Raw genomic sequence first — 18368 nt, 5'->3', positions numbered from 1 at the left:
CTCGCAGTTGATCTTCGTAGACTAAGTGCATCAGACAACGAGTGACTGGTGTTGCTCGTATCTCTCCGGAAGACTTTCTGGGAAGACTGCTCTGTGTTGATGGGATAACGAAAAAGGGCTGACCATGGCGGTCAGTCCTTTTTCGTATCGTCTGGGGCTATGACTTTCGGCCCATCGCCGGTTATGCTGAAGCGTCCTCACTCAAGCAAAGGAGATTTTGTGAGCGCCGATTCCGTTCTGATTACACGTCAGCACCTATTGGATCCCTCGTTGGAGCACACCCTTATCCTCGTCAAGCCCGACGGTTACGCCCGCGGTTTGACCGGTGAGATCCTGCGCCGCATCGAAGCGAAGGGCTACATCATCAAGGGCCTGAAGATCATGGTTGCCTCGCGTGAAATCCTCGCTGAGCACTACCGCGACCACGCAGGCAAGCCCTTCTTCGAAGGCCTCCTGGACTTCATGAGCGCCGGCCCCCTGGTCGCGATCATCGTTGAAGGCCAGCGCGTCATCGAAGGTATGCGCACCATGATGGGCTCGACCGATCCGACAACCGCTCCCGCCGGCACCATCCGCGGGGACCTCGGACGCGCCTGGGATACGCCGAACATGGAGAACATCATTCACGGTTCAGATTCGCCTGAATCCGCACTGCGCGAAATCGGCATCTGGTTCCCCGAAATCGACTAAATTCCCAGGCCCTCCACTATTTTGGCGCCGGGAAGCGCAGCAAGGAGCTCTCCGGGAACGAAGAGCTTTGAGCGGCGCAGCCCCGAGCCGATGCAGGACCATCCCTGCACGCAACGCGAATCGATCAACAGTCGCCAGGCCTCGGGGATGCCAAGCGGAGTGATCCCTCCGTATTCCATCCCCGAGGCCTCGACTGCGCGTTCTTGTGGCCAAAATGAGGCTTTTCGTACGTCGAGAAGCTTCTTCACCACGTGATTGACATCAGCGTTGGTCGTTGCGCGCACAACACACGCTGCGATTCTTTCTTCACCCGCGCGCTTGCCCGCAACCAAAATACAATTCGAAGACAGCGCAAGATCCATCCCGAAAGCCTGGGTGAGAACTTCCGTATCAGCCAGTTCTGGGTCAACTTCACTTACTCGCGCTAACGAGGCCACCGCGGGGTTGGCCGCTTCAAGCGCAGTGAGCGCGCGTGCGACTGGCGGAGCCACAAGATCGAGGTGCTCAAGAGCGGGACGGGTCTCCAAGCTTCCCGAACCCGGAATTTCAATCGATTCACTCACTTGAGCCTTCTCCTTCTGTGCGAAGCTCCCCGTCTATTGCGTATGTCTGTGCGCGCTGCAAATCAAGGGGAGTATCAATATCAGCGACCCACGATGCCGGGGCTTCGATATCAACGGTATTGAGCTCGGCAAGCAGCGAACGCATCGAACGATTGACCCACTCACTCGCGGGGAAGCGACTCACTGCCTCGAGCGAAAAAATTCCGATGAGATTTTGACGGTAACCATCGGCGCATGCACTGACGCCATCCACGTGCTTTCCTTTCGCCGCCAAATGAGCCACGGCCTCGAGAAGGCGAGGAAAGCACAGGGATGCAAGGGGAGCGTCCACGGGAACAAGGCCAATCCAGCGCGGCATCGCATAAGCATCCCCGAGGATCCTCTTCACTGCATCGACACCGGTCAAGAACCCGGCCGCAGGTCCGGATTTCGGCGGGTCTTCCATCACTCGAATAACGTCGCAGGGGACAGTGACAGTTTCGGGAACAACGCACACATGCGGAATATTCGGTTGAGAGATCAGCGCCCACTCCAGCGCTCGCCGACCTCGAATGACCAAGTCTGGTTTTGACGCTCCACCTAGGCGCTTTCCATCACCCCCGCCTAGGACAATTAATGCGCTGAGCGAGTCCATGTTCCACTCCGGCCGCCGCTCTTTTCCTCGACGTAGCATTCGCGAATGGCGACCATCTTATCGACGCCCTTCACCATGTCGATGACGGTCAAAGCCGCAACGGTGACGGCTGTGAGGGCCTCCATCTCAATTCCCGTTCGGTCAGCTGTGCGCACGGTCGCGCGAATCTCAACCCCGTCCTCGGCCAAGGAAAGGTCAACCGCGCAGTAGTGAACGGCAATGGGGTGGGCCAGAGGCAACAAATCGGGAGTGCGCTTCGAAGCTTGGATTCCAGCGATGCGTGCGACAGCAAGGACATCGCCCTTGGGTACTGACTCGTCGCGAAGGGCGTTCATGATGGCAGGCGAGCACTCGACGAATCCACGGGCTCGCGCCTGGCGGACGGTCGGAGTTTTCGCCGTGATATCAACCATGTGTGCCTCGCCGCGTTCGGTGAGGTGAGTAAAGGGGTGTGTGTCGCTCATGTTTCTTCTTTCAGACACGAATTGCGGTAAGAATCGACCAGGGTTCAACCGAGGTGACGTCTTCAGGGACAATGGCCAGTGCGTTCACGGAGTGCAAAGAGGCAACAAGATGCGAGCGCGAACCTAGCCTGTGCGTGGGAACAACAACCGGAGTTTGTTCGGGACCATCGGGTTCGGAAAGAACAACTGGAACCAGCTGACGTTTACCCGCCGGCGAGCGCCAGCCATTCGGCGAAGTCACAACAATGGGGCGTAGTAGTTCGTGCCCATCACGACCAGTAAGTTCAGCCAAAATTGGTCGAACAAACATGTGGAAGGATACGAAGACAGAAACGGGATTGCCCGGGAGGGTTGCAAGAAGGACGTCACGTCCATCCGCTGCCTGAAGAACTCCGAAACCCTGGGGTTTCCCGGGCTGCATTGCGACGCGGACAAATTCAACGCCCTGTCCCAAGCCGACTTCCTTGACCACATCGTAGGCACCTGCGCTGACGCCGCCCGAGGTGGACGAGGCTACTTTCGCGCGCATGCAGACGCTTGTCCGTCAAGGCCCTCCCAGCGAAATGGTGGGAATGGCTGATCGCGGTGATCTTCCTTGGCCCACTGTACAAACTCCGTCATCCCTTGTTTCGCCCGCGGGTGAGAACGAACTCTAAGGATTGTCATGAACCTTTTCCTCTGGGGAGTGCTTCCCTACATTTCATTCACCCTTCTGATCGGTGGGTTGATTTGGCGTTACCGCAGTGATCAGTACGGATGGACTTCACGTTCCTCCCAGCTCAACGAGGGGCGTATCCTGCGACTGTCCTCGCCCTTGTTCCACTTCGGTATTTTGGGTGTGGCGCTGGGTCACGTCATGGGTCTGGTTATTCCTCAGTCCTGGACCGAGGCAATGGGTGTGAGCGAGCATGCCTACCACATGGTGGCCATCATCGGTGGTGGTATTGCCGGCCTGATGACGCTGGTTGGTCTGTTCGGCCTCTTGTATCGACGTATCGTCAAGAAGTCGGTGCGTCTGGCAACTAGCCGCAATGACATCTTCATGTACCTTCTTTTGACCTGCGCCATCCTCTTGGGAGCTGCAGCCACCTTGACGACGCAGATCTTGGGCAAGCCTGGTGGTTACAACTACCGCGAGACAATCGCAGTGTGGTTCCGTTCGATTTTCACGCTCCAGCCTGATGTCTCTTTGATGACGGATGTCCCGCTCCAGTTCAAGCTGCACATCATTGCTGCCTTCATCCTTTTTGCTGCCTGGCCTTTCACTCGTCTGGTGCACGTCGTCTCGGCTCCGGTGGCATACCCGACGCGTCCTTACGTTGTGTACCGCTCACGTCGATCGGCGACTTCTACCTCTCGTCCCGCACGAGGATGGACGCCGGTTCGCGGTGGCGCTGCAGGTCCCAAGGCTCAGAGTTTCCCCGAAGATGATGCTCCCTACCAGGGTGCCTGATCTATGGTGATGTGATCTGAGGCCTGTATGTGCTGACCTGCACATACAGGCCTCAGTATTTGAAACGAATGACGGCTAGTTGTTGCCTGTGCACTAGAATGTCAACCAAGTCCCTGAAGACAAGGAGTAGCTGTGACTAACGGCGAGGTGAAAGCCGGTCGATTCTCCTTTCTGATATAAAAACCCCAGGAGGTATTACATGTCTAAACAAAAAATTAATCGCTTTGTCGGATCTATTGGAGCTTTTATTGGGATCCTTGTCTTTATTGCATATATTCCACAAATTATCGCTAACTTACAAGGAGAAAAAGCTCAACCATTCCAACCACTATTCGCAGCATTTTCTTGTTTAATTTGGGTAATCTATGGTTGGACAAAAGAACCTAAAAAAGACTGGATCCTCATCATTCCCAATGCAGCGGGAGTGATATTAGGCGGTTTAACTTTTATTACTTCTTTATAAAAATTAAATAAACAAAACCAGCAGCTTCATAAAATAGTTGCCGGTTATTTCTGCCGATTGCAAGCATTCTATTTGTTCGGGCGAACTATATTCAACAATATATATACCGAATTTAAATCTAAATTAACTAAATTAGATTTCATATACAAATAGACTAAAGTTCAATTTGGTACAAATGTGGCACAAGTAAGACTTTTCGTAAAACCTGGTTTGACAAGAATAGCTTTCAATTAAAGTAAAAACAATGCAATATCTTCTGTTTTCGGAACTATATATACATATTGATTTTATAAAATATGAATCAATTTATTTTAAACAGGGGAATAGTTTAGTTCTGTAGAAATGTAATTTATACACTTACAAAGCTTATTCTGACAAACTTTATGACTGTTTATGGAAAAGGGGTAGAGATTGAACGGCATCGAATACATGATCACCCAGTTGGCGACCGCATCCCCGGCGCAGCGTAAGGTTCTGCACACCCTTACCGATATTGGTCGCGAAGCAACCGTTGTTGAAATCGCAGATCGTTTGGGAATCCATAAGAACTCGGTTCGTGAGACTCTTGTTCCTTTGGTCGAACAGGGCTTAGTTGTGCGTCGAACTCACAATCCCGAAGGGCGAGGCCGCCCCGCGATGTATTACGAAATTGCTGTCCTCGAAGACGCTGCCCGCCTCCAGCGTCAGTCGACGGAACTTCTTATTGCTGCGGCCTCGGCAATGGCGCAGGCGGAGGATGGCGGGGAGCAACTCGCTGACGCAATGGGGCGCAATTGGGGGCAGCAGTACGTTGACCTCATTCGCGAATCAGGTGCTTTTGATGCTGCTCGAGATGATCAGGACGCGCTCTTCTCTTTGTTGAGGGTGTTCCTGTCGACGCGTGGCTTCCGTGCCGAAAATACCGATGATGGGAACATTTCTATTAATTCCTGCCCCTATGTGGGTATTGGGGATACCCGCATTCAACGGATCGTTTGTCGCATGCACGGCTCGGCTGTTCGCCACATTGTGGAGGAGCTCAGCAACGGGGCCATCTCGCTGACGGTTGTGCCCTTTGCCGATGATTGCGGATGCCGAGTGATCTTTGAAGACATTCCCGTACGCCAGGCAGCTGGAGAATGACGTATTTGCGGAGATTCCATCTATAAAGCGCAATTTATTCGGAGAAATCTGTTAATTTCTACTAGACTGAGTGAGTGCCACACTACAAAGTCTCCACTCTTGCAACTCTCCTTGGCGTCAGTGACGATACCGTTCGCCGTTGGCTCGACGAAGGCCTAGTCAGACGCGCGGAAAACGATGGGAATACCGGCCCACTACGCGTTGATGGCGCATCGGTTGCCGAGCTCATTGTCAGTCAACCCGAAGTTCACCAAATCGCTGCAGGGCAGGACTCTCAGTCCGTTCGAAACCACCTTCAGGGGCTGGTTATTGCAATCCGCAGTGACACAGTAATGAGCCAAGTCGACCTGCAGTGTGGGCCCTATCGAGTCGTCTCTCTGATCTCCACCGAAGGGGTGCGCGAGCTGGGGCTTGAGGTCGGGTCCATCGCTATGGCACAAATCAAAGCAACGAATGTTTCTCTTCAAATCCCGCGCGGAGGAAACCTATGAAACGCTTCAGTGGAATTGCCGTAGTTGCGGCATTCAGTCTCATTACTCTTTCATCGTGTTCGGGAGGAAGCGAATCGGCTTCCTCGAGTTCCTCGACGGCCTCGTCAGCTGCAGCGACTGCCAGTGCTACACCCGTCGAGCTCAACGTTTTTGCAGCAGCCTCGCTCAATAAGGCCTTCCCGGAGATCGCTGATACGGTCCTCAAGGAAAGCGATCCGAACATCAAGGTGACCTTCAACTTCCAGGGTTCCTCCACCTTGGTCGATCAGATGAAGGAAGGTGCACCTGCTGACGTTTTTGCCTCTGCAGACCAGAAGAACATGACCAAGGCAAGCGATGCGAAGCTTGTTGATGCACCGAAGCCCTTCGCATCTAATGTCCTGACGTTGATTGTTCCCAAGGGAAATCCCGCCAAGATTACCGGCCTTGACTCCTCTCTTGACGGCAAGAAGCTTGTTGTGTGCGCACAGGGCGTTCCCTGCGGTAACGCAACCAAGCAGTTGGCTGAAAAGCTCGGCGTCACCCTCAACCCTGTTTCGGAAGAACAGAAGGTGACCGACGTACGCGCAAAGGTCGAGAGCGGTGAAGCTGATGCAGGCCTCGTCTACGCGACCGACGCGAAGGCTGCCGGCGACAAGGTCGAAACCATCGAGGTCGCACGAGCGAACGAGGTCGTGAACTCATACCCCATCGCCCTGACCGTCTCGACAAAGAACAAGGAAGCCGCGCAGAAGTTCATCGATGCTGTTCTTTCCGATAAGGGACAGGCAGTGCTGAAGAAGTACGGCTTCTCGGCACCGACCGCTGCGGATAAGGGCTGAAATCGCCTTCTACTACTCACAGTAGTTTCGGAATAATCTCATGAGAAAGAAGCACAGGCATGCGGGGATCCCGCGTTGGATCGCACTCCCCGCGGCCTGTGCTGTTCTTTTTCTCCTCGTTCCTTTCATTGCACTGCTCCTGCGCATTGATTGGGTTCAATTTCCCCATCTATTCACTCAGGCACTGGGTTCTCAGGCTCTTGCCCTCTCGCTGCGCACCTGTCTTGCCTCGACACTTGCCTGCATCATTGTTGGAGTTCCGCTGGCGCTGGTGTGTGCGCGTGCGCGAGATGTGTGGTGGTCGCGGCTTCTGCGCTCCATGGTTACTTTGCCCATGGTCCTTCCTCCGGTTGTCGCAGGCTTGGCGCTTCTCATTACGTGGGGCCGCCGAGGCCTGATCGGAGCCTATCTGCAAATATTCGGAATCAATATCGCCTTCACGACGCTCGCGGTCATCATGGCGCAGACCTTCGTGTCGCTGCCTTTCTTCGTTTTATCGCTTGAGGGGGCATTGCGCACGCGAGGCTTCAAGGAGGAACGCGTTGCGAGTGCGCTGGGTGCATCGCCTTCTCGGACACTGTGGTCGGTGACCCTGCCTCTGATGATCCCAGCGCTGGTGTCTTCGACTGCCTTGGCCTTCTCGCGTGCACTGGGGGAGTTCGGCGCGACGATCACTTTCGCGGGTTCTTTGGCTGGAGTAACCCGCACGCTTCCCCTCGAGATTTACCTCCAGCGCGAAGAATCAACCGATATGGCATTGATGCTTTCGGTCATCTTGGTCTTTGTTGCGCTTGTCTTGGTTGGCGGAGCTTCGGCCTTTTCGCAGTGGTGGTATTCGCGCCTCATGAGTGGCGCCGCCCTTGACGAGGCGAATGTTCCCTCAGGGGCCTCGCGCGTGGCTACGCAGCCCGACCACGGCCTCGGGAATGAGAATGGAGACGCGCAGGGCCAGCATCCACGCGTCCCCGTCCCCGGCGTGCGGATTGCCGGGAAGTTTCCCGAGCGACGTATCGATGTCGACCTCACCTGCCAGGGCGGCGCCGTCACTGCGTTTATGGGGCACAACGGTTCGGGAAAGAGCACGTTGCTGTCGGTGCTTTCTGGTGTCCTCGACGCTCCGCAGATGACCTGCACCTGGCAGTGGCCAGACGGCGTTTCAGGTCGCCAGCCGAAGATCGCAACTTTGGAGCAGAAACCGGTCTTGTTCCCCCATATGAGTGTGCTTGCCAATGTTGCCTTCCCCTTGCGTTGCGCGGGTATTTCCACCGACGAGGCCGAGGTGCGTGCGCGCGAAGCCCTGGAGTCTGTGGGTTTGGCAAGCTTGGAGCAGCGTAGGCCCGCGCAGGTGTCTGGTGGCCAAGCACAGCGAATCGCCCTTGCGCGAGCACTGGTTGTGGACCCGGATGTGCTGCTCTTGGATGAACCGATGGCGGCGCTTGACGTCGAGGCCGCGCGCGGCTTACGCGAGTTGATTGCGCAGCGCTTTGCGGGTAGGACCATCATCATGGCCACGCACCAAATTGAAGACGCCGCGGCACTGGACGCGTGGATCATCGTATTGAAGAATGGTTGTGTTCTTAGGCAAGGCCCGTGGCGGGAAATTGTCGATCAATCGATGAGCCAGGCACAGGGTAGTGATTCCGCGCTGTTGGCAATGGGGCTGAGTGCTTTGGAGAGGGCACTCGGGCAGGAGTAAAGGTGAAGACGCTGCTATCGCTTCGCTCAATGAGTCGGCGCGGAACGGTCAACCTGTGGCTATTCATCATCACCGCCATCACCGGGCCGCTCTTCTACCTGATGTCTCCGAAATTGTGGTCTTTTGCGATGGTGAGTTGGGCTCTTGTGTGCGTGACGCCCATTGTGGTTGCGATCGTGTTGATTCCCGTCATCAAGGGCTGCGCTCAGGGGAGCGTGCGTGATGCCGTGAGATTTCGTCGTCGCTTGTCTCCCGCGATGTCCAAGGCGTTGTGCGTCGGACTGGTCGCCATTGACTGCGGTCTTGTGGGAATGGGCGCTGTCTTGTCGTCTCAGGTAGTGGCAGATGTCGTATCGGGCAGTGAGAGCCTCACCGTGCGTTGCGTGGCGCACAAAGAAGAGACATCAACCGTGATGCGCAGGAGAAATCTAAAGACCCGCATATTTACCACGCATGTCACCTTGGCGAAGGAGTCCGGCGAAGAGATCAAGCTGAAGTTCACTGACGGCACGAATTACACGAATACTCACGCATACAGACAACTGCGTAAGCACTGTGCTTATGAGGATATGTTTACGGTTTCGATGTATCCCCGGACGCGCGTGGTAACACACGTCAGTGAGGTCCGCGGATAAGACCTCACTGGCCTCACTGTCTATTACGGATTAAAAAGAAGTCCAAAGACGAAGAGATAGACCGGGAAGAGCAGAATCATGACGGAAATCGTGCAGAGCAGAAATGAACGGCTCTGAGCGCCCAGGGCGGTTAAGAAAACCCCCAAGGCTACTGAAATGGGGAGGAATAGGTCCTCACGGCTGGTCAACCCCGCCCACAGAAGCATGATGGCCACCGGGAGGAGAAGAAGGTAAAGCATCGTTGAGGGCGTGTGCTTGGTAGAAAATCCCCAGGTCCACTCAGCTGCCCCGAGTACGTCGGCGCTGGGGTCGAGGCGGCGAGTAGGAATGCTGTCCTCGGTCTGCTTTTCGGGGGTCGCCTGCGGTGCTACCTGTTCGTTCGTCATTGCTCGCGCTCCTCTAGATTTGCTGTCTTGTGAGTAGATTGTGCTGGGGCACAGTATAACGAAAGAAAGTTTGAAGATTTAGTGGCTTCTATGGGAGGCAGCTGCATGGATAGAAAAACACTGTGGGGGCCGGTGAAACCGACCCCCACAGTGCATCCCATCAACACAATATGCGTAAAAAACAGCGTCCCTCAACAGGTAAAAGGAGACGGGGCCTTGCGACCCCCGATGTCTGATATTGCAAATGTACGAGGCGAATCTGTGGGAGCTTTGGGGTCAAGCTATGAATAAGCTATGAATGAGAATGGCGGAGGAAATGACGCGCAATGCCAATTGATGCGGCGACAGTTAATATGAAGGCATCACATCTTTTCGGCATTCCTACAGTGGTCGCGGTGAAGCTTCGTGCTCAAAACACTGCCGGGTAGGTATGTGCTACACACAGTAATCAGCCAGGGGTTCAGTACTATATGTCAACTATTCGCACCTTGTTGAGGAGCCTTCGCGAGTATCGTCGCCCATCACTCCTGACGCCGTTTTTCGTGACGGGAGAAGTCATTCTTGAGTGCTTCCTCCCCTTGGTCATGGCATCCTTGGTTGATCACCTCCAAGGAGGTGCACTCACTCCGGTCGTGCGCCTCGGCATCTTCATGCTGGTCATGGCGATGTTCTCGCTCCTTTTCGGGATCCTCGCTGCGCGCTTCGGTGCGACCGCAGCAGCTGGGCTGGCAAAGCATCTGCGTCAAGACCTCTTCTTCAAGGTCCAGGATTTCTCTTTTGGAGATGTCGATCGTTTCTCGACATCCTCCCTGGTGACCCGCATGACAACGGACGTGACAAACGTCCAAAACGCCTACGGCATGATCATCCGTGTTGCCGTCCGCGTCCCCTTGATGGTTGTCTTCTCGATCATCATGACGCTTCGCATCAACTGGCACATGTCCCTGATTTTCCTCATCATGTTGCCTTTCCTGGCGGCAATCATGTTCGGGATTATCATCTTTATCTTCCCGGTTTTCCGTCGAATCTTTAAGAAGTACGATGCCCTGAATAACTCCGTCCAAGAGAACATCGCAGGCATCCGAGTTGTGAAATCCTTCGTCAACGAAGAGTACGAAAAGACCCGTTTCGCCAAGCGCTCAGAAGAAGTGCGAGCAGACTTCACTTTCGCGGAAAAGGTTCTGGCGCTCAATACTCCCGTCATGATGCTTTTCATCTTTGGCGCAATCATGCTGGTGGACTTCATCGGCGCGCAGATGATTGTTGCTTCTGGCGGCACGGAGTTGACCACAGGCCAGCTCTCGGCCCTGATCACCTACGGCATCCAAATTCTGACGGCCATGATGATGCTCGCCTTCATCTTCGTCATGATCACGATTGCCGGAGAATCCGCGAATCGTATCGCGGAGGTTCTTCGTTACGAATCGCCGCTGACCTCTCCCGAATACGGTATTCGCGAGGTCCCCACCGGGGATATCACCTTCGAAAACGTCACCTTCAAGTACAAGGAGGACTCCGAGCGCCCCGCTCTATCGGATATCTCCTTGACCGTTCCCGCCGGTTCAACACTGGGCATCGTGGGCGGAACAGGTTCCGCAAAGACCTCACTCATCCAGTTAATCCCTCGCCTGTATGACGTCACCGAAGGAAAGGTCACGGTCGGCGGCATCGACGTTCGCGACTACCGCCTCGAACCCCTGCGAGATGCGGTTTCCGTCGTCCTCCAAAAGAACATTCTCTTCTCGGGAACCATCAAAGAGAACCTGCGTTGGGGTAACCCTGACGCGACCGATGCGGAACTGATCCGCGCGTGCGAGCTTTCCCAGGCGGACGAGTTCATCCGCCAATTCCCTGACGGCTACGACACCATGGTCGAACGAGGCGGCGCCAACCTTTCCGGCGGCCAAAAGCAGCGCCTGTGCATTGCTCGCGCGCTCCTCAAGAAGCCCATGATCCTCATTTTGGATGACTCAACCAGTGCGGTGGATACCAAGACCGACGCCCTGATCCGCCAAGCATTCGAGACTGAAATCCCCGATACGACGACGATCATCATCGCTCAGCGCATTTCTTCAGTTCAGCACGCCGACCAGATCATCGTTTTGGACGATGGACGTATTAAGGAACACGGCACGCACCAAGAGCTTCTGGATTTGGGCGGCGAGTACCGCGAACTTTACGACACGCAAAACAGCCCGAGCGAAAGCGAGGTGGCCTGAGATGACGACGCAGCAAACGGAACAAAAAGAACAGGCACTGCAAGCGGAAGAAAAAGATCCGCACAAGCTCGAGGGCGTTCCCAAGCCGCTCGGTCGCCTCCTCAAGTACCTGTGGGCGAGTTACAAGGGTCTTCTCCTTGTCGTTTTCGTCTGCATCATTGTTTCGGGAATCGCATCGGCTGTTGGCGCGATCTTCCTCCAGCAAATCGTTGACCGCGTTATTCTCCCGGGCATGGAACAGGGTCTTCCTGCGGTTATGCCGACCTTGATCCGCATCGTTACCGTGATGGGGATTGTCTTCGGTTCGGGAATCGTGTGTTCATTCATCTACACGCGACTGATGGCCATCATCACCCAGGGCACCTTGAAGAAGATGCGCGATGACATGTTCGATCGCATGGAGTCCTTGCCCCTGAAGTTCTTCGATACCCACCCGCACGGCGCGGTGATGTCGACCTATACCAATGACACGGATGCGCTGCGTCAGTTGATCGGTCAGTCAATTCCGACCTTGATTTCTTCCATCTTGACCATCGTTGCGCTGCTCGCAACTATGCTGAGCTACTCGGTGTGGCTGACACTTGTGGTCCTTTTGATGTCGGGAACAATGTTCGGCGTAACCAAGAAGATGGGCGGTGGCTCAGCGAAATTCATGGTTGCCCAGCAGCGCTCACTGGCCGACGAAGAAGGCTATATCGAAGAAATGATGGATGGCCAGAAGGTCATCAAGGTCTTCAACCACGAAGACGCCGTCAAGGAAGAGTTCCTCACATACAACCACCAGCTCTTCAACGATTCGCAGCGCGCGAATCAGTACGGCAATATGCTCATGCCGGCGCTGGGAAACATCGGAAATATTCTCTACGTCTTGGTCGCACTCATCGGCGGCGTCATGATCGAGTTGCACGCCCCGAACCTTGGTTTTGCGGGTATGGGCACAATCACCGTCGGTATTGTCGTTTCCTTCCTAGGCATGGTGCGTAACTTTACGCAGACGCTGGGGCAGGCCTCGATGCAGGTCCCGATGATTGCGCTGGGCCTGGCCGGCGCCTCGCGAGTCTTTGCCCTCATGGAAGAAGAGAGCGAAGAAGACGAAGGCTACGTGACACTGGTCCGCGCACGCGTCGATGAAAACGGCGAGGTCCACCCCACTGAGGAACGCACGGGAGTGTGGGCATGGCGCCACCCCCACAGCGATGGAACGATCACCTACACTCGCCTGCGCGGCGAGTTGGTCATGGAAAATGTCGACTTCTCCTACGACGGGAAGAAGACGGTCCTGCACGATATCTCGCTGTGGGCAACTCCCGGTCAGAAGATTGCCTTCGTTGGTGCGACGGGTGCGGGTAAGACGACCATCACCAACCTGATCAACCGTTTCTACGATATTGCCGATGGCAAAATCCGCTTTGACGGAATCAATATCACCAAGATTCACAAGCCGGATCTGCGTCGCTCTCTGGGCGTTGTTCTCCAAGACGTAAAGCTCTTCACCGGAACGGTCATGGACAATATTCGCTTCGGGCGCTTGGACGCGAGTGATGAAGAGTGCATTGCTGCCGCGAAGCTCGCGAATGCGCATTCCTTCATCGAGCGTCTTCCCGATGGCTACCAGACCATGCTGAGTGGAAATGGTTCGAGCCTGTCGCAGGGCCAGGCCCAGTTGCTCTCTATTGCGCGCGCAGCTGTTGCCGATCCGCCGGCGATGATTCTGGACGAGGCGACCTCCTCGATCGATACGCGTACCGAGTCGCTGGTCCAAAACGGTATGGATAACCTCATGGAAGGACGCACGGTCTTCGTCATTGCTCACCGCCTCTCCACGGTGCGCAATTCTGATGCCATTATGGTGTTGGATCACGGCCGTATTATTGAACGTGGAAGCCACGACGAACTGATTGCTCAAAAGGGCGTGTACTACCAGCTGTACACGGGAGCTTTTGAGCTCGAGTGAAATTCCCACGTGCGTGGGGGGGGGGATGTATGCAGATACGTGGAGAAGTTCATTGCGAGCCTTTTGGGGGAGAGCTTCCCGAAGGCTTGCGTTGCCTGGGGATTCCCAGTGCTGCTGGCGTCTTGACTGCGGTAGTAACTGACGAGGCCGTGGCTGGGTCTACCCCTGCGCTCCTCGTGCCAGGTTTTACCGGTTCCAAAGAAGACTTCACTCCCTTTATGCCCTATTTGGTGCAGCGCTCTCGCGCGGCACTTGCATATTCGCAGCGAGGACAAGCTGATTCCGCGGCCCCGGTAGGCGTGAAAAATTATCGTTTGAGTGATTTTGTCGGTGACCTGATTGAGGTTGCTCGATCAATGGGTGCGCAGGAGAATCCTGTGCACCTCTTGGGGCACTCATTCGGAGGCGTCATTGCGCGGCAGGCCGCGGTGAAAGCCCCTGAGCTTTTCCGCTCACTCACCCTGTTTTCTACCGGTCCTAGGCCTCCCGAAGGAATGCGGTGGACTCCCTTACGTCAGCGTTTGCTGTCTTCGACAACGGGGAAGAGACTTTCGGCTTGGTATATCTCGCAGTTCTTAAGTGAGGATCCCAGGGACGAACTCATTGCACATCGTTCACTGGTTACCAGCGAGGATTCGCTGATGGGAGCGGCCTTTATCTTGGCTCGTTACCCGGATGTCTCTGTGCCTTTGCGCCAGAGCGGACTTCCCGTACTGATCACTCACGGGGTAGGGGACAGTGTCTGGCCGGAGCGAATGCATCGTCAAGAAGCTCAGGTTCTTGGAGCACGCTATGAGACGATTCCTGACGCGAAGCACAGCGCTCAATTGGAAAATCCTGCTGTTTTGGCTGATGTCGTCACGCGCTTTTGGGAAGACGTCGAATCACTTGCGGACTAAATGCCGTGTGCCCCTTGGCAGCTTCCGTGGGAAGCCGCCAAGGGGCACACAACTATTCGCTTATTCTCAGTGGAACACTCGAGCAAGGAACTCTTGAGTCTGAGGCATCTTCGGGTTTCCGATGACTTCCTCCGGCGGTCCCTGTTCGACGATCTTTCCGCGCTCCAGGAAGACGACACGGTCGGCGACCTGACGGGCAAAGCCAATCTCATGTGTAGCCATGAGGATCGTTGAACCGCCGTCCTTGACCTCGCGAACCAAGTCGAGCACTTCGCCAACCAGCATGGGGTCCAGTGCCGAGGTGATCTCGTCGAGAAGCAAAAGTTCGGGGTTCGTGGCGAGTGCGCGAACAATTGCCACGCGCTGCTGCTGACCGCCCGAAAGACGATCGGGGAACTCGCGGGCCTTTGAGGCAAGACCGATTCGCTCGAGCAGGCTCATTCCGCGCTCCGCTGCCTCTTCGGGGCTCCACCCGTGAACCTTGCGCGCTGCAAGGGTGACGTTGTCGATGACCGACATGTGGGGGAAGAGGTTGTAGTGCTGGAAGACGACACCGATCTGCGCGCGGATTTTATCCGCGTTGATGCTCGGATCGGTGATGTCTTGGCCAGAGAGGAAGATCTGTCCATCGTCAACGCGTTCCAAGAGGTTGGCGCAGCGAAGGAGGGTGGACTTACCGGAACCGGAGGCACCCAAGAGGACCACGACCTCGTGACGGCGGACGTCAAGGTCGAGGCCGCGCAACACGATATTGGATCCGAAGCGCTTGACGACGCCTTGGATGCTCAGGACGGTCTCATCGGTGGCTGCTTGCTCGGCGGCCTCGTTTGTGGCTGTTGTCTGGCTCATCAGACGGTTCCTCCCATCTGTTCGCGCTTACGCAGGCGCGCGGTGTACCAATCGGAAAGACGAATGAAGGGGAAGGACAAGATGATGAAGAAGATACCTGCAACCACGTAGGAGGTGAAGTTGTAGGTAGTTGCCTGCTGGAGCTGAGCGGCTCGGATGGCATCCGTTGCGCCCAGGACCGAGATCAGGCCCACGTCCTTTTGCATTGAAATGAAGTCATTCATCAGTGCCGGAGTGACCTTGCGGACTGCCTGGGGAACGATGATGTGACGCATGGTCTGACCGTGGGTGAGGCCAAGGGAGCGTGCTGCATAGCGCTGCGAGGGGTGAACGGATTCAAGACCCGCGCGCAGAACCTCAGAAACGTACGAGGTGTAGGTGATGATGAGCGCGACAGTGCCCAAGAGCGTGACGTCGATACGCCTCGTGGGGTTGAGCGCCGGGATGCCGAAGCCGATCAAGTACAAGACGACGATGAAGGGGATTCCGCGGAAAATGTCGGTGTAGGCGGCCGCGAGGAAACGCAGCGGGAAGAACACCGGTCCAGCCAAGGTGCGGGTAGCAGCCAGGAGAGTAGCGAAGATTGCCACGCCGGTTGCTGCCACCAGCAGCATGCGGATATTTAGCCACATGCCGGAGAGCACGGCGGGAATGGCCTGACGTGCGTATTCCCAGTTAAAGAAGGTTTCCTGAGTGGTCTTCCATCCGGGAGAGGAAGCAAGGACCGCAACAATGATGGCGGCGATAATCAGGGTTGAAATCGCGGAGATAAAAAGTGAACGAGTGGTGCGTTTACGTCGATAGCGACGGCGCTGCTCTTCGACCGCAGAGACCGGGAATTCAGCCATTGGGTCATCTGAACGAGAGTGATTGAGCACGGGGTCCTCTAAATGGATAACGAGTGCGCGGGGCAATCAGCGGAAGGATAAATGAAAATTCTCCGGCTTGGGGAAGACCCCAAGCCGGAGAAGAAGAATCACTGCTCGAAGATCGGAGCTGACGCGGCATCCGCCAGCCACTTCTTCTGGAGCTCGGCCAGAGTGCCGTTGTCACGCAGCTTGTCGACAGCCTTGGTGACTGCCGGGGTCAGCGCGCTTCCCTTGGGCAGCAGCAGACCGAAGCTATTGCCGTCCTCGTTTGCGGTGAACTGACCGACGACCGTGCCGTTGTCAACCTGGGTTGCGATCACGTTGAATGCGGTGGGCAGATCGACGACGATCGCGTCAACCTGTCCGCCCTTGAGGGCCTGGACAACATCGGCGGAGCCGTTGAAGACCAGGGGATCAACGCTGGGCTTGAGCTTGTTCATCACGTAGTTCTGGGAAGTAGTACCGGCCTGGACGCCGAACTTAAGCTTCTTCAGATCGTTGATGCTCTTTGCTTCAGCGGCAGGAGTGCCCTTAACGGCGACAACCGCTTCTGAGGTTGTGTAGTAGGGGCTGGAGAAGTCCACAGCCTGCTTACGTGCATCGGTGATGGAGAACTGCTGGATGTTGAAATCCCAGTCCTTGGCGCCGGGTGCGATCGCCGAATCGAAGGTGGTGCGCTTCCACACGACCTGATCCTTGGAGAAACCGAGCTCACTGGCGACGGCGTAGGCAACTGCCGCCTCGTAGCCTTCACCGGATTCGGGCTTGTCGTTGAGGACCCAGGGGCTGTAGGCCGGATCGCCGGTGGCGATGGTCAGCTTGCCCTTGGTGACGGTGGGAAGTGCTTCGCCGGTTGCGTTAGCGTCGGCGCTTGCGGAAGTGGTGTTGCTTGAAGTGGTCCCGCCCGCGCACGCGCTCAGGGCCATGACGGTGGTTGCTGCGATTGCGACGAGTGCGGACTTACGGAAACGGATCTTGGGACGAACCACGTGTGCTCCCTAAGGAAATATTGGGACAATTTTGTTGTGAGTGCCTGTCAACCCAAGGGTGAAGCACCCACGCTATAAGGCTAAATGCAATTGCGACCGGGTGGGAAGCGATATTGCAGATGGTGAGATTTGGTAAAAATCACTCTGGGATGCGGGTTAGACTATATCTAATACCCGAGGGCAGACCCGATGATTGGATCTGCCCTCTGATTTATTTGACGCTAATGGTCACTTGCCAAGCTTGTCTTTGATGTCTGAAACGACGTCCTCGGCCTTATCTTTCGCTGCCTCTACAGCTTCTCCGACCTTGTCCTTGAGATCTTCGGCCTTGTCCTTTGCGGTTTCCAAGCCCTCTTCGGCCTGCTTCTTGATGTTTTCCAGATCCACGGTGGGCTCCTTGAATAGGGGTGTTTCCAGTGATTACTGGAACGTTCTCTCAGCCTAGGGCACGGTGGTGTTCTTGTCGATAGATTCAATCTTTAAAGGAGACGCGGGTGACGCATCGCGCATATTCTCCTCACTCCCTAGGAACACCATCGATAAAGAAGGGGGAGTCGATGCACTCGTGTGCGAATTGGTGTGTTTCTTTTCCTTCGTTCCCCCCAAGTGCGGGCGGTCCGTCGAGAATGAGGATCGCGAGGCCGTGGATGTATGCCCAAAGCGTTGCTTCTGCGCGTGGATCCTCGCTCCCGTAGGCAATTTTTGCGAGGCCGTGGAGCTGGGAACGCGCTGCTTGGCTAGCCTGGATGAGCTCGGGGTGTGAGTCGGGATCGTACATGTCAGAGCGGAACATGATGCGAAAAACCCCTGGATTTTTAAGCGCGAAAGTCAGATATGCGTGTCCTGCTGCGCGTGTCGTCTCCTGGGGGGTTGCGTTGGTGCTGGCACGAAGTGCTTCGCTGAGCGATTTTTCCAAGGCGAGGAATCCCTCTGTGATCAGCGCTGCAAGGATTCCCTCTCGGCTTTTGAAGTGGTGGTAGGGAGCCTGGTGTGTGCATCCGGCTCGCCTCGAGACCTCGCGCATGGATAGGGAAGCGGGCCCTCCTTCGTTGAGGAGTTCTCCGCTGATAGTGAGGATTGTTTCGCGTAGGCCGGGGGCTTCGCTTGAGCGTGTCATGGCATCAGTATAGGGGAAATAGACCGTCACTACTTGACAGTGTCTAGGAGTGCA

The 18368-nt window shown here is 55.7% G+C and carries 21 protein-coding genes; 11 read left to right on the top strand and 10 right to left on the bottom strand.

What is annotated here, in order from left to right; translation table 11 throughout:
* The first annotated feature begins 219 nt into the window (after positions 1-219).
* The gene (ndk, locus tag HMPREF1627_RS02725; protein ID WP_034500937.1) at positions 220-690 is read left to right on the top strand and encodes a nucleoside-diphosphate kinase; all 471 of its coding nucleotides are present in this window, start codon (positions 220-222) and stop codon (positions 688-690) included.
* Here the strand turns inward: ndk and HMPREF1627_RS02720 are convergent.
* From HMPREF1627_RS02720 to HMPREF1627_RS02705, 4 genes are read right to left on the bottom strand one after another with little or no spacing between them, the layout of a single operon-like run.
* Entirely contained in the window at positions 687-1253 is a 567-nt protein-coding gene (locus tag HMPREF1627_RS02720) for a YbaK/EbsC family protein (RefSeq protein ID WP_034500935.1), read from the bottom strand. The genes ndk and HMPREF1627_RS02720 overlap by 4 nt on opposite strands.
* Positions 1246-1887, bottom strand: coding sequence for a molybdenum cofactor guanylyltransferase (mobA, locus tag HMPREF1627_RS02715; RefSeq protein ID WP_052040801.1), 642 nt, complete (start codon positions 1885-1887; stop codon positions 1246-1248). Before mobA ends, HMPREF1627_RS02720 begins: the two co-directional genes overlap by 8 nt.
* Positions 1866-2351 carry a cyclic pyranopterin monophosphate synthase MoaC gene (gene moaC, locus HMPREF1627_RS02710; protein WP_034500933.1) on the bottom strand — a complete coding sequence of 162 codons (486 nt, stop codon included), beginning with the start codon at positions 2349-2351 and terminating at the stop codon, positions 1866-1868. The genes mobA and moaC overlap by 22 nt, the downstream gene beginning before the upstream one ends.
* Before the next feature lie 10 nt (positions 2352-2361).
* Positions 2362-2880, bottom strand: coding sequence for a molybdopterin-binding protein (locus tag HMPREF1627_RS02705; protein ID WP_234305218.1), 519 nt, complete (start codon positions 2878-2880; stop codon positions 2362-2364).
* A gap of 135 nt (positions 2881-3015) precedes the next feature.
* Here HMPREF1627_RS02705 and narI point away from each other — a divergent pair, with 135 nt between their 5' ends.
* From narI to HMPREF1627_RS02670, 7 genes are all read left to right on the top strand, one after another.
* Positions 3016-3804, top strand: a complete 789-nt coding sequence (gene narI / locus HMPREF1627_RS02700; RefSeq protein WP_034500931.1) for a respiratory nitrate reductase subunit gamma — start codon at positions 3016-3018, stop codon at positions 3802-3804.
* 199 nt (positions 3805-4003) lie between these two features.
* Complete coding sequence (locus tag HMPREF1627_RS02695) at positions 4004-4267, top strand: SemiSWEET family transporter (protein ID WP_009408046.1); 264 nt, start codon at positions 4004-4006, stop codon at positions 4265-4267.
* 411 nt (positions 4268-4678) lie between these two features.
* The gene (locus HMPREF1627_RS02690; protein ID WP_234305217.1) at positions 4679-5389 is read left to right on the top strand and encodes a helix-turn-helix transcriptional regulator; all 711 of its coding nucleotides are present in this window, start codon (positions 4679-4681) and stop codon (positions 5387-5389) included.
* Between the two features lie 74 nt (positions 5390-5463).
* The gene (locus HMPREF1627_RS02685; protein WP_034500923.1) at positions 5464-5880 is read left to right on the top strand and encodes a TOBE domain-containing protein; all 417 of its coding nucleotides are present in this window, start codon (positions 5464-5466) and stop codon (positions 5878-5880) included.
* Positions 5877-6701, top strand: a complete 825-nt coding sequence (gene modA / locus HMPREF1627_RS02680; RefSeq protein WP_052040800.1) for a molybdate ABC transporter substrate-binding protein — start codon at positions 5877-5879, stop codon at positions 6699-6701. Before HMPREF1627_RS02685 ends, modA begins: the two co-directional genes overlap by 4 nt.
* A 40-nt stretch (positions 6702-6741) precedes the next feature.
* A complete protein-coding gene (locus HMPREF1627_RS02675) occupies positions 6742-8397 on the top strand; it encodes an ABC transporter permease (protein WP_034500922.1) in 1656 nt (551 codons plus the stop codon).
* A 2-nt stretch (positions 8398-8399) separates the two neighbouring features.
* Positions 8400-9032 carry a hypothetical protein gene (locus HMPREF1627_RS02670; protein ID WP_234305216.1) on the top strand — a complete coding sequence of 211 codons (633 nt, stop codon included), beginning with the start codon at positions 8400-8402 and terminating at the stop codon, positions 9030-9032.
* Positions 9033-9055: 23 nt separating this feature from the next.
* Here the strand turns inward: HMPREF1627_RS02670 and HMPREF1627_RS02665 are convergent, their stop codons facing one another.
* Positions 9056-9418 carry a hypothetical protein gene (locus HMPREF1627_RS02665; RefSeq protein ID WP_034500921.1) on the bottom strand — a complete coding sequence of 121 codons (363 nt, stop codon included), beginning with the start codon at positions 9416-9418 and terminating at the stop codon, positions 9056-9058.
* Positions 9419-9888: 470 nt separating this feature from the next.
* On the opposite strand from HMPREF1627_RS02665, the gene HMPREF1627_RS02660 reads away from it, so the two are divergent.
* The 3 genes from HMPREF1627_RS02660 to HMPREF1627_RS02650 are packed head-to-tail and all read left to right on the top strand — an operon-like array spanning position 9889 to position 14490.
* Entirely contained in the window at positions 9889-11637 is a 1749-nt protein-coding gene (locus tag HMPREF1627_RS02660) for an ABC transporter ATP-binding protein (RefSeq protein WP_034500920.1), read from the top strand.
* A gap of 1 nt (position 11638) precedes the next feature.
* Positions 11639-13591: an ABC transporter ATP-binding protein gene (locus tag HMPREF1627_RS02655; protein WP_034500919.1), complete on the top strand. Its 1953-nt coding sequence runs from the start codon at positions 11639-11641 to the stop codon at positions 13589-13591.
* Between the two features lie 29 nt (positions 13592-13620).
* Positions 13621-14490: an alpha/beta fold hydrolase gene (locus tag HMPREF1627_RS02650; RefSeq protein WP_034500918.1), complete on the top strand. Its 870-nt coding sequence runs from the start codon at positions 13621-13623 to the stop codon at positions 14488-14490.
* Between the two features lie 66 nt (positions 14491-14556).
* On the opposite strand, the gene HMPREF1627_RS02645 is transcribed toward HMPREF1627_RS02650, so the two are convergent.
* The 5 genes from HMPREF1627_RS02645 to HMPREF1627_RS02625 form a co-directional block, all read right to left on the bottom strand.
* On the bottom strand, positions 14557-15339 hold the full coding sequence (locus HMPREF1627_RS02645; protein WP_034500917.1) for an amino acid ABC transporter ATP-binding protein: 783 nt from the start codon (positions 15337-15339) through the stop codon (positions 14557-14559).
* The gene (locus HMPREF1627_RS02640; RefSeq protein WP_034501153.1) at positions 15339-16187 is read right to left on the bottom strand and encodes an amino acid ABC transporter permease; all 849 of its coding nucleotides are present in this window, start codon (positions 16185-16187) and stop codon (positions 15339-15341) included. Before HMPREF1627_RS02640 ends, HMPREF1627_RS02645 begins: the two co-directional genes overlap by 1 nt.
* 128 nt (positions 16188-16315) lie before the next feature.
* A complete protein-coding gene (locus tag HMPREF1627_RS02635; protein WP_034500916.1) occupies positions 16316-17197 on the bottom strand; it encodes an ABC transporter substrate-binding protein in 882 nt (293 codons plus the stop codon).
* A 228-nt stretch (positions 17198-17425) separates the two neighbouring features.
* A complete protein-coding gene (locus tag HMPREF1627_RS10555) occupies positions 17426-17584 on the bottom strand; it encodes a hypothetical protein (protein ID WP_034500914.1) in 159 nt (52 codons plus the stop codon).
* A gap of 130 nt (positions 17585-17714) precedes the next feature.
* Positions 17715-18314 (bottom strand): TetR/AcrR family transcriptional regulator, encoded by a 600-nt coding sequence (locus HMPREF1627_RS02625; protein WP_034501152.1) that lies wholly within the window; start codon positions 18312-18314, stop codon positions 17715-17717.
* Between the last annotated feature and the right edge of the window lie 54 nt (positions 18315-18368).

It is taken from the genome of Actinomyces sp. S6-Spd3 (assembly GCF_000758755.1).
Taxonomy (GTDB): Bacteria; Actinomycetota; Actinomycetes; order Actinomycetales; family Actinomycetaceae; genus Pauljensenia.
The sequence above is the reverse complement of the archived record's forward strand: the minus strand, read 5'-3'. Positions and strand labels throughout refer to the sequence as shown.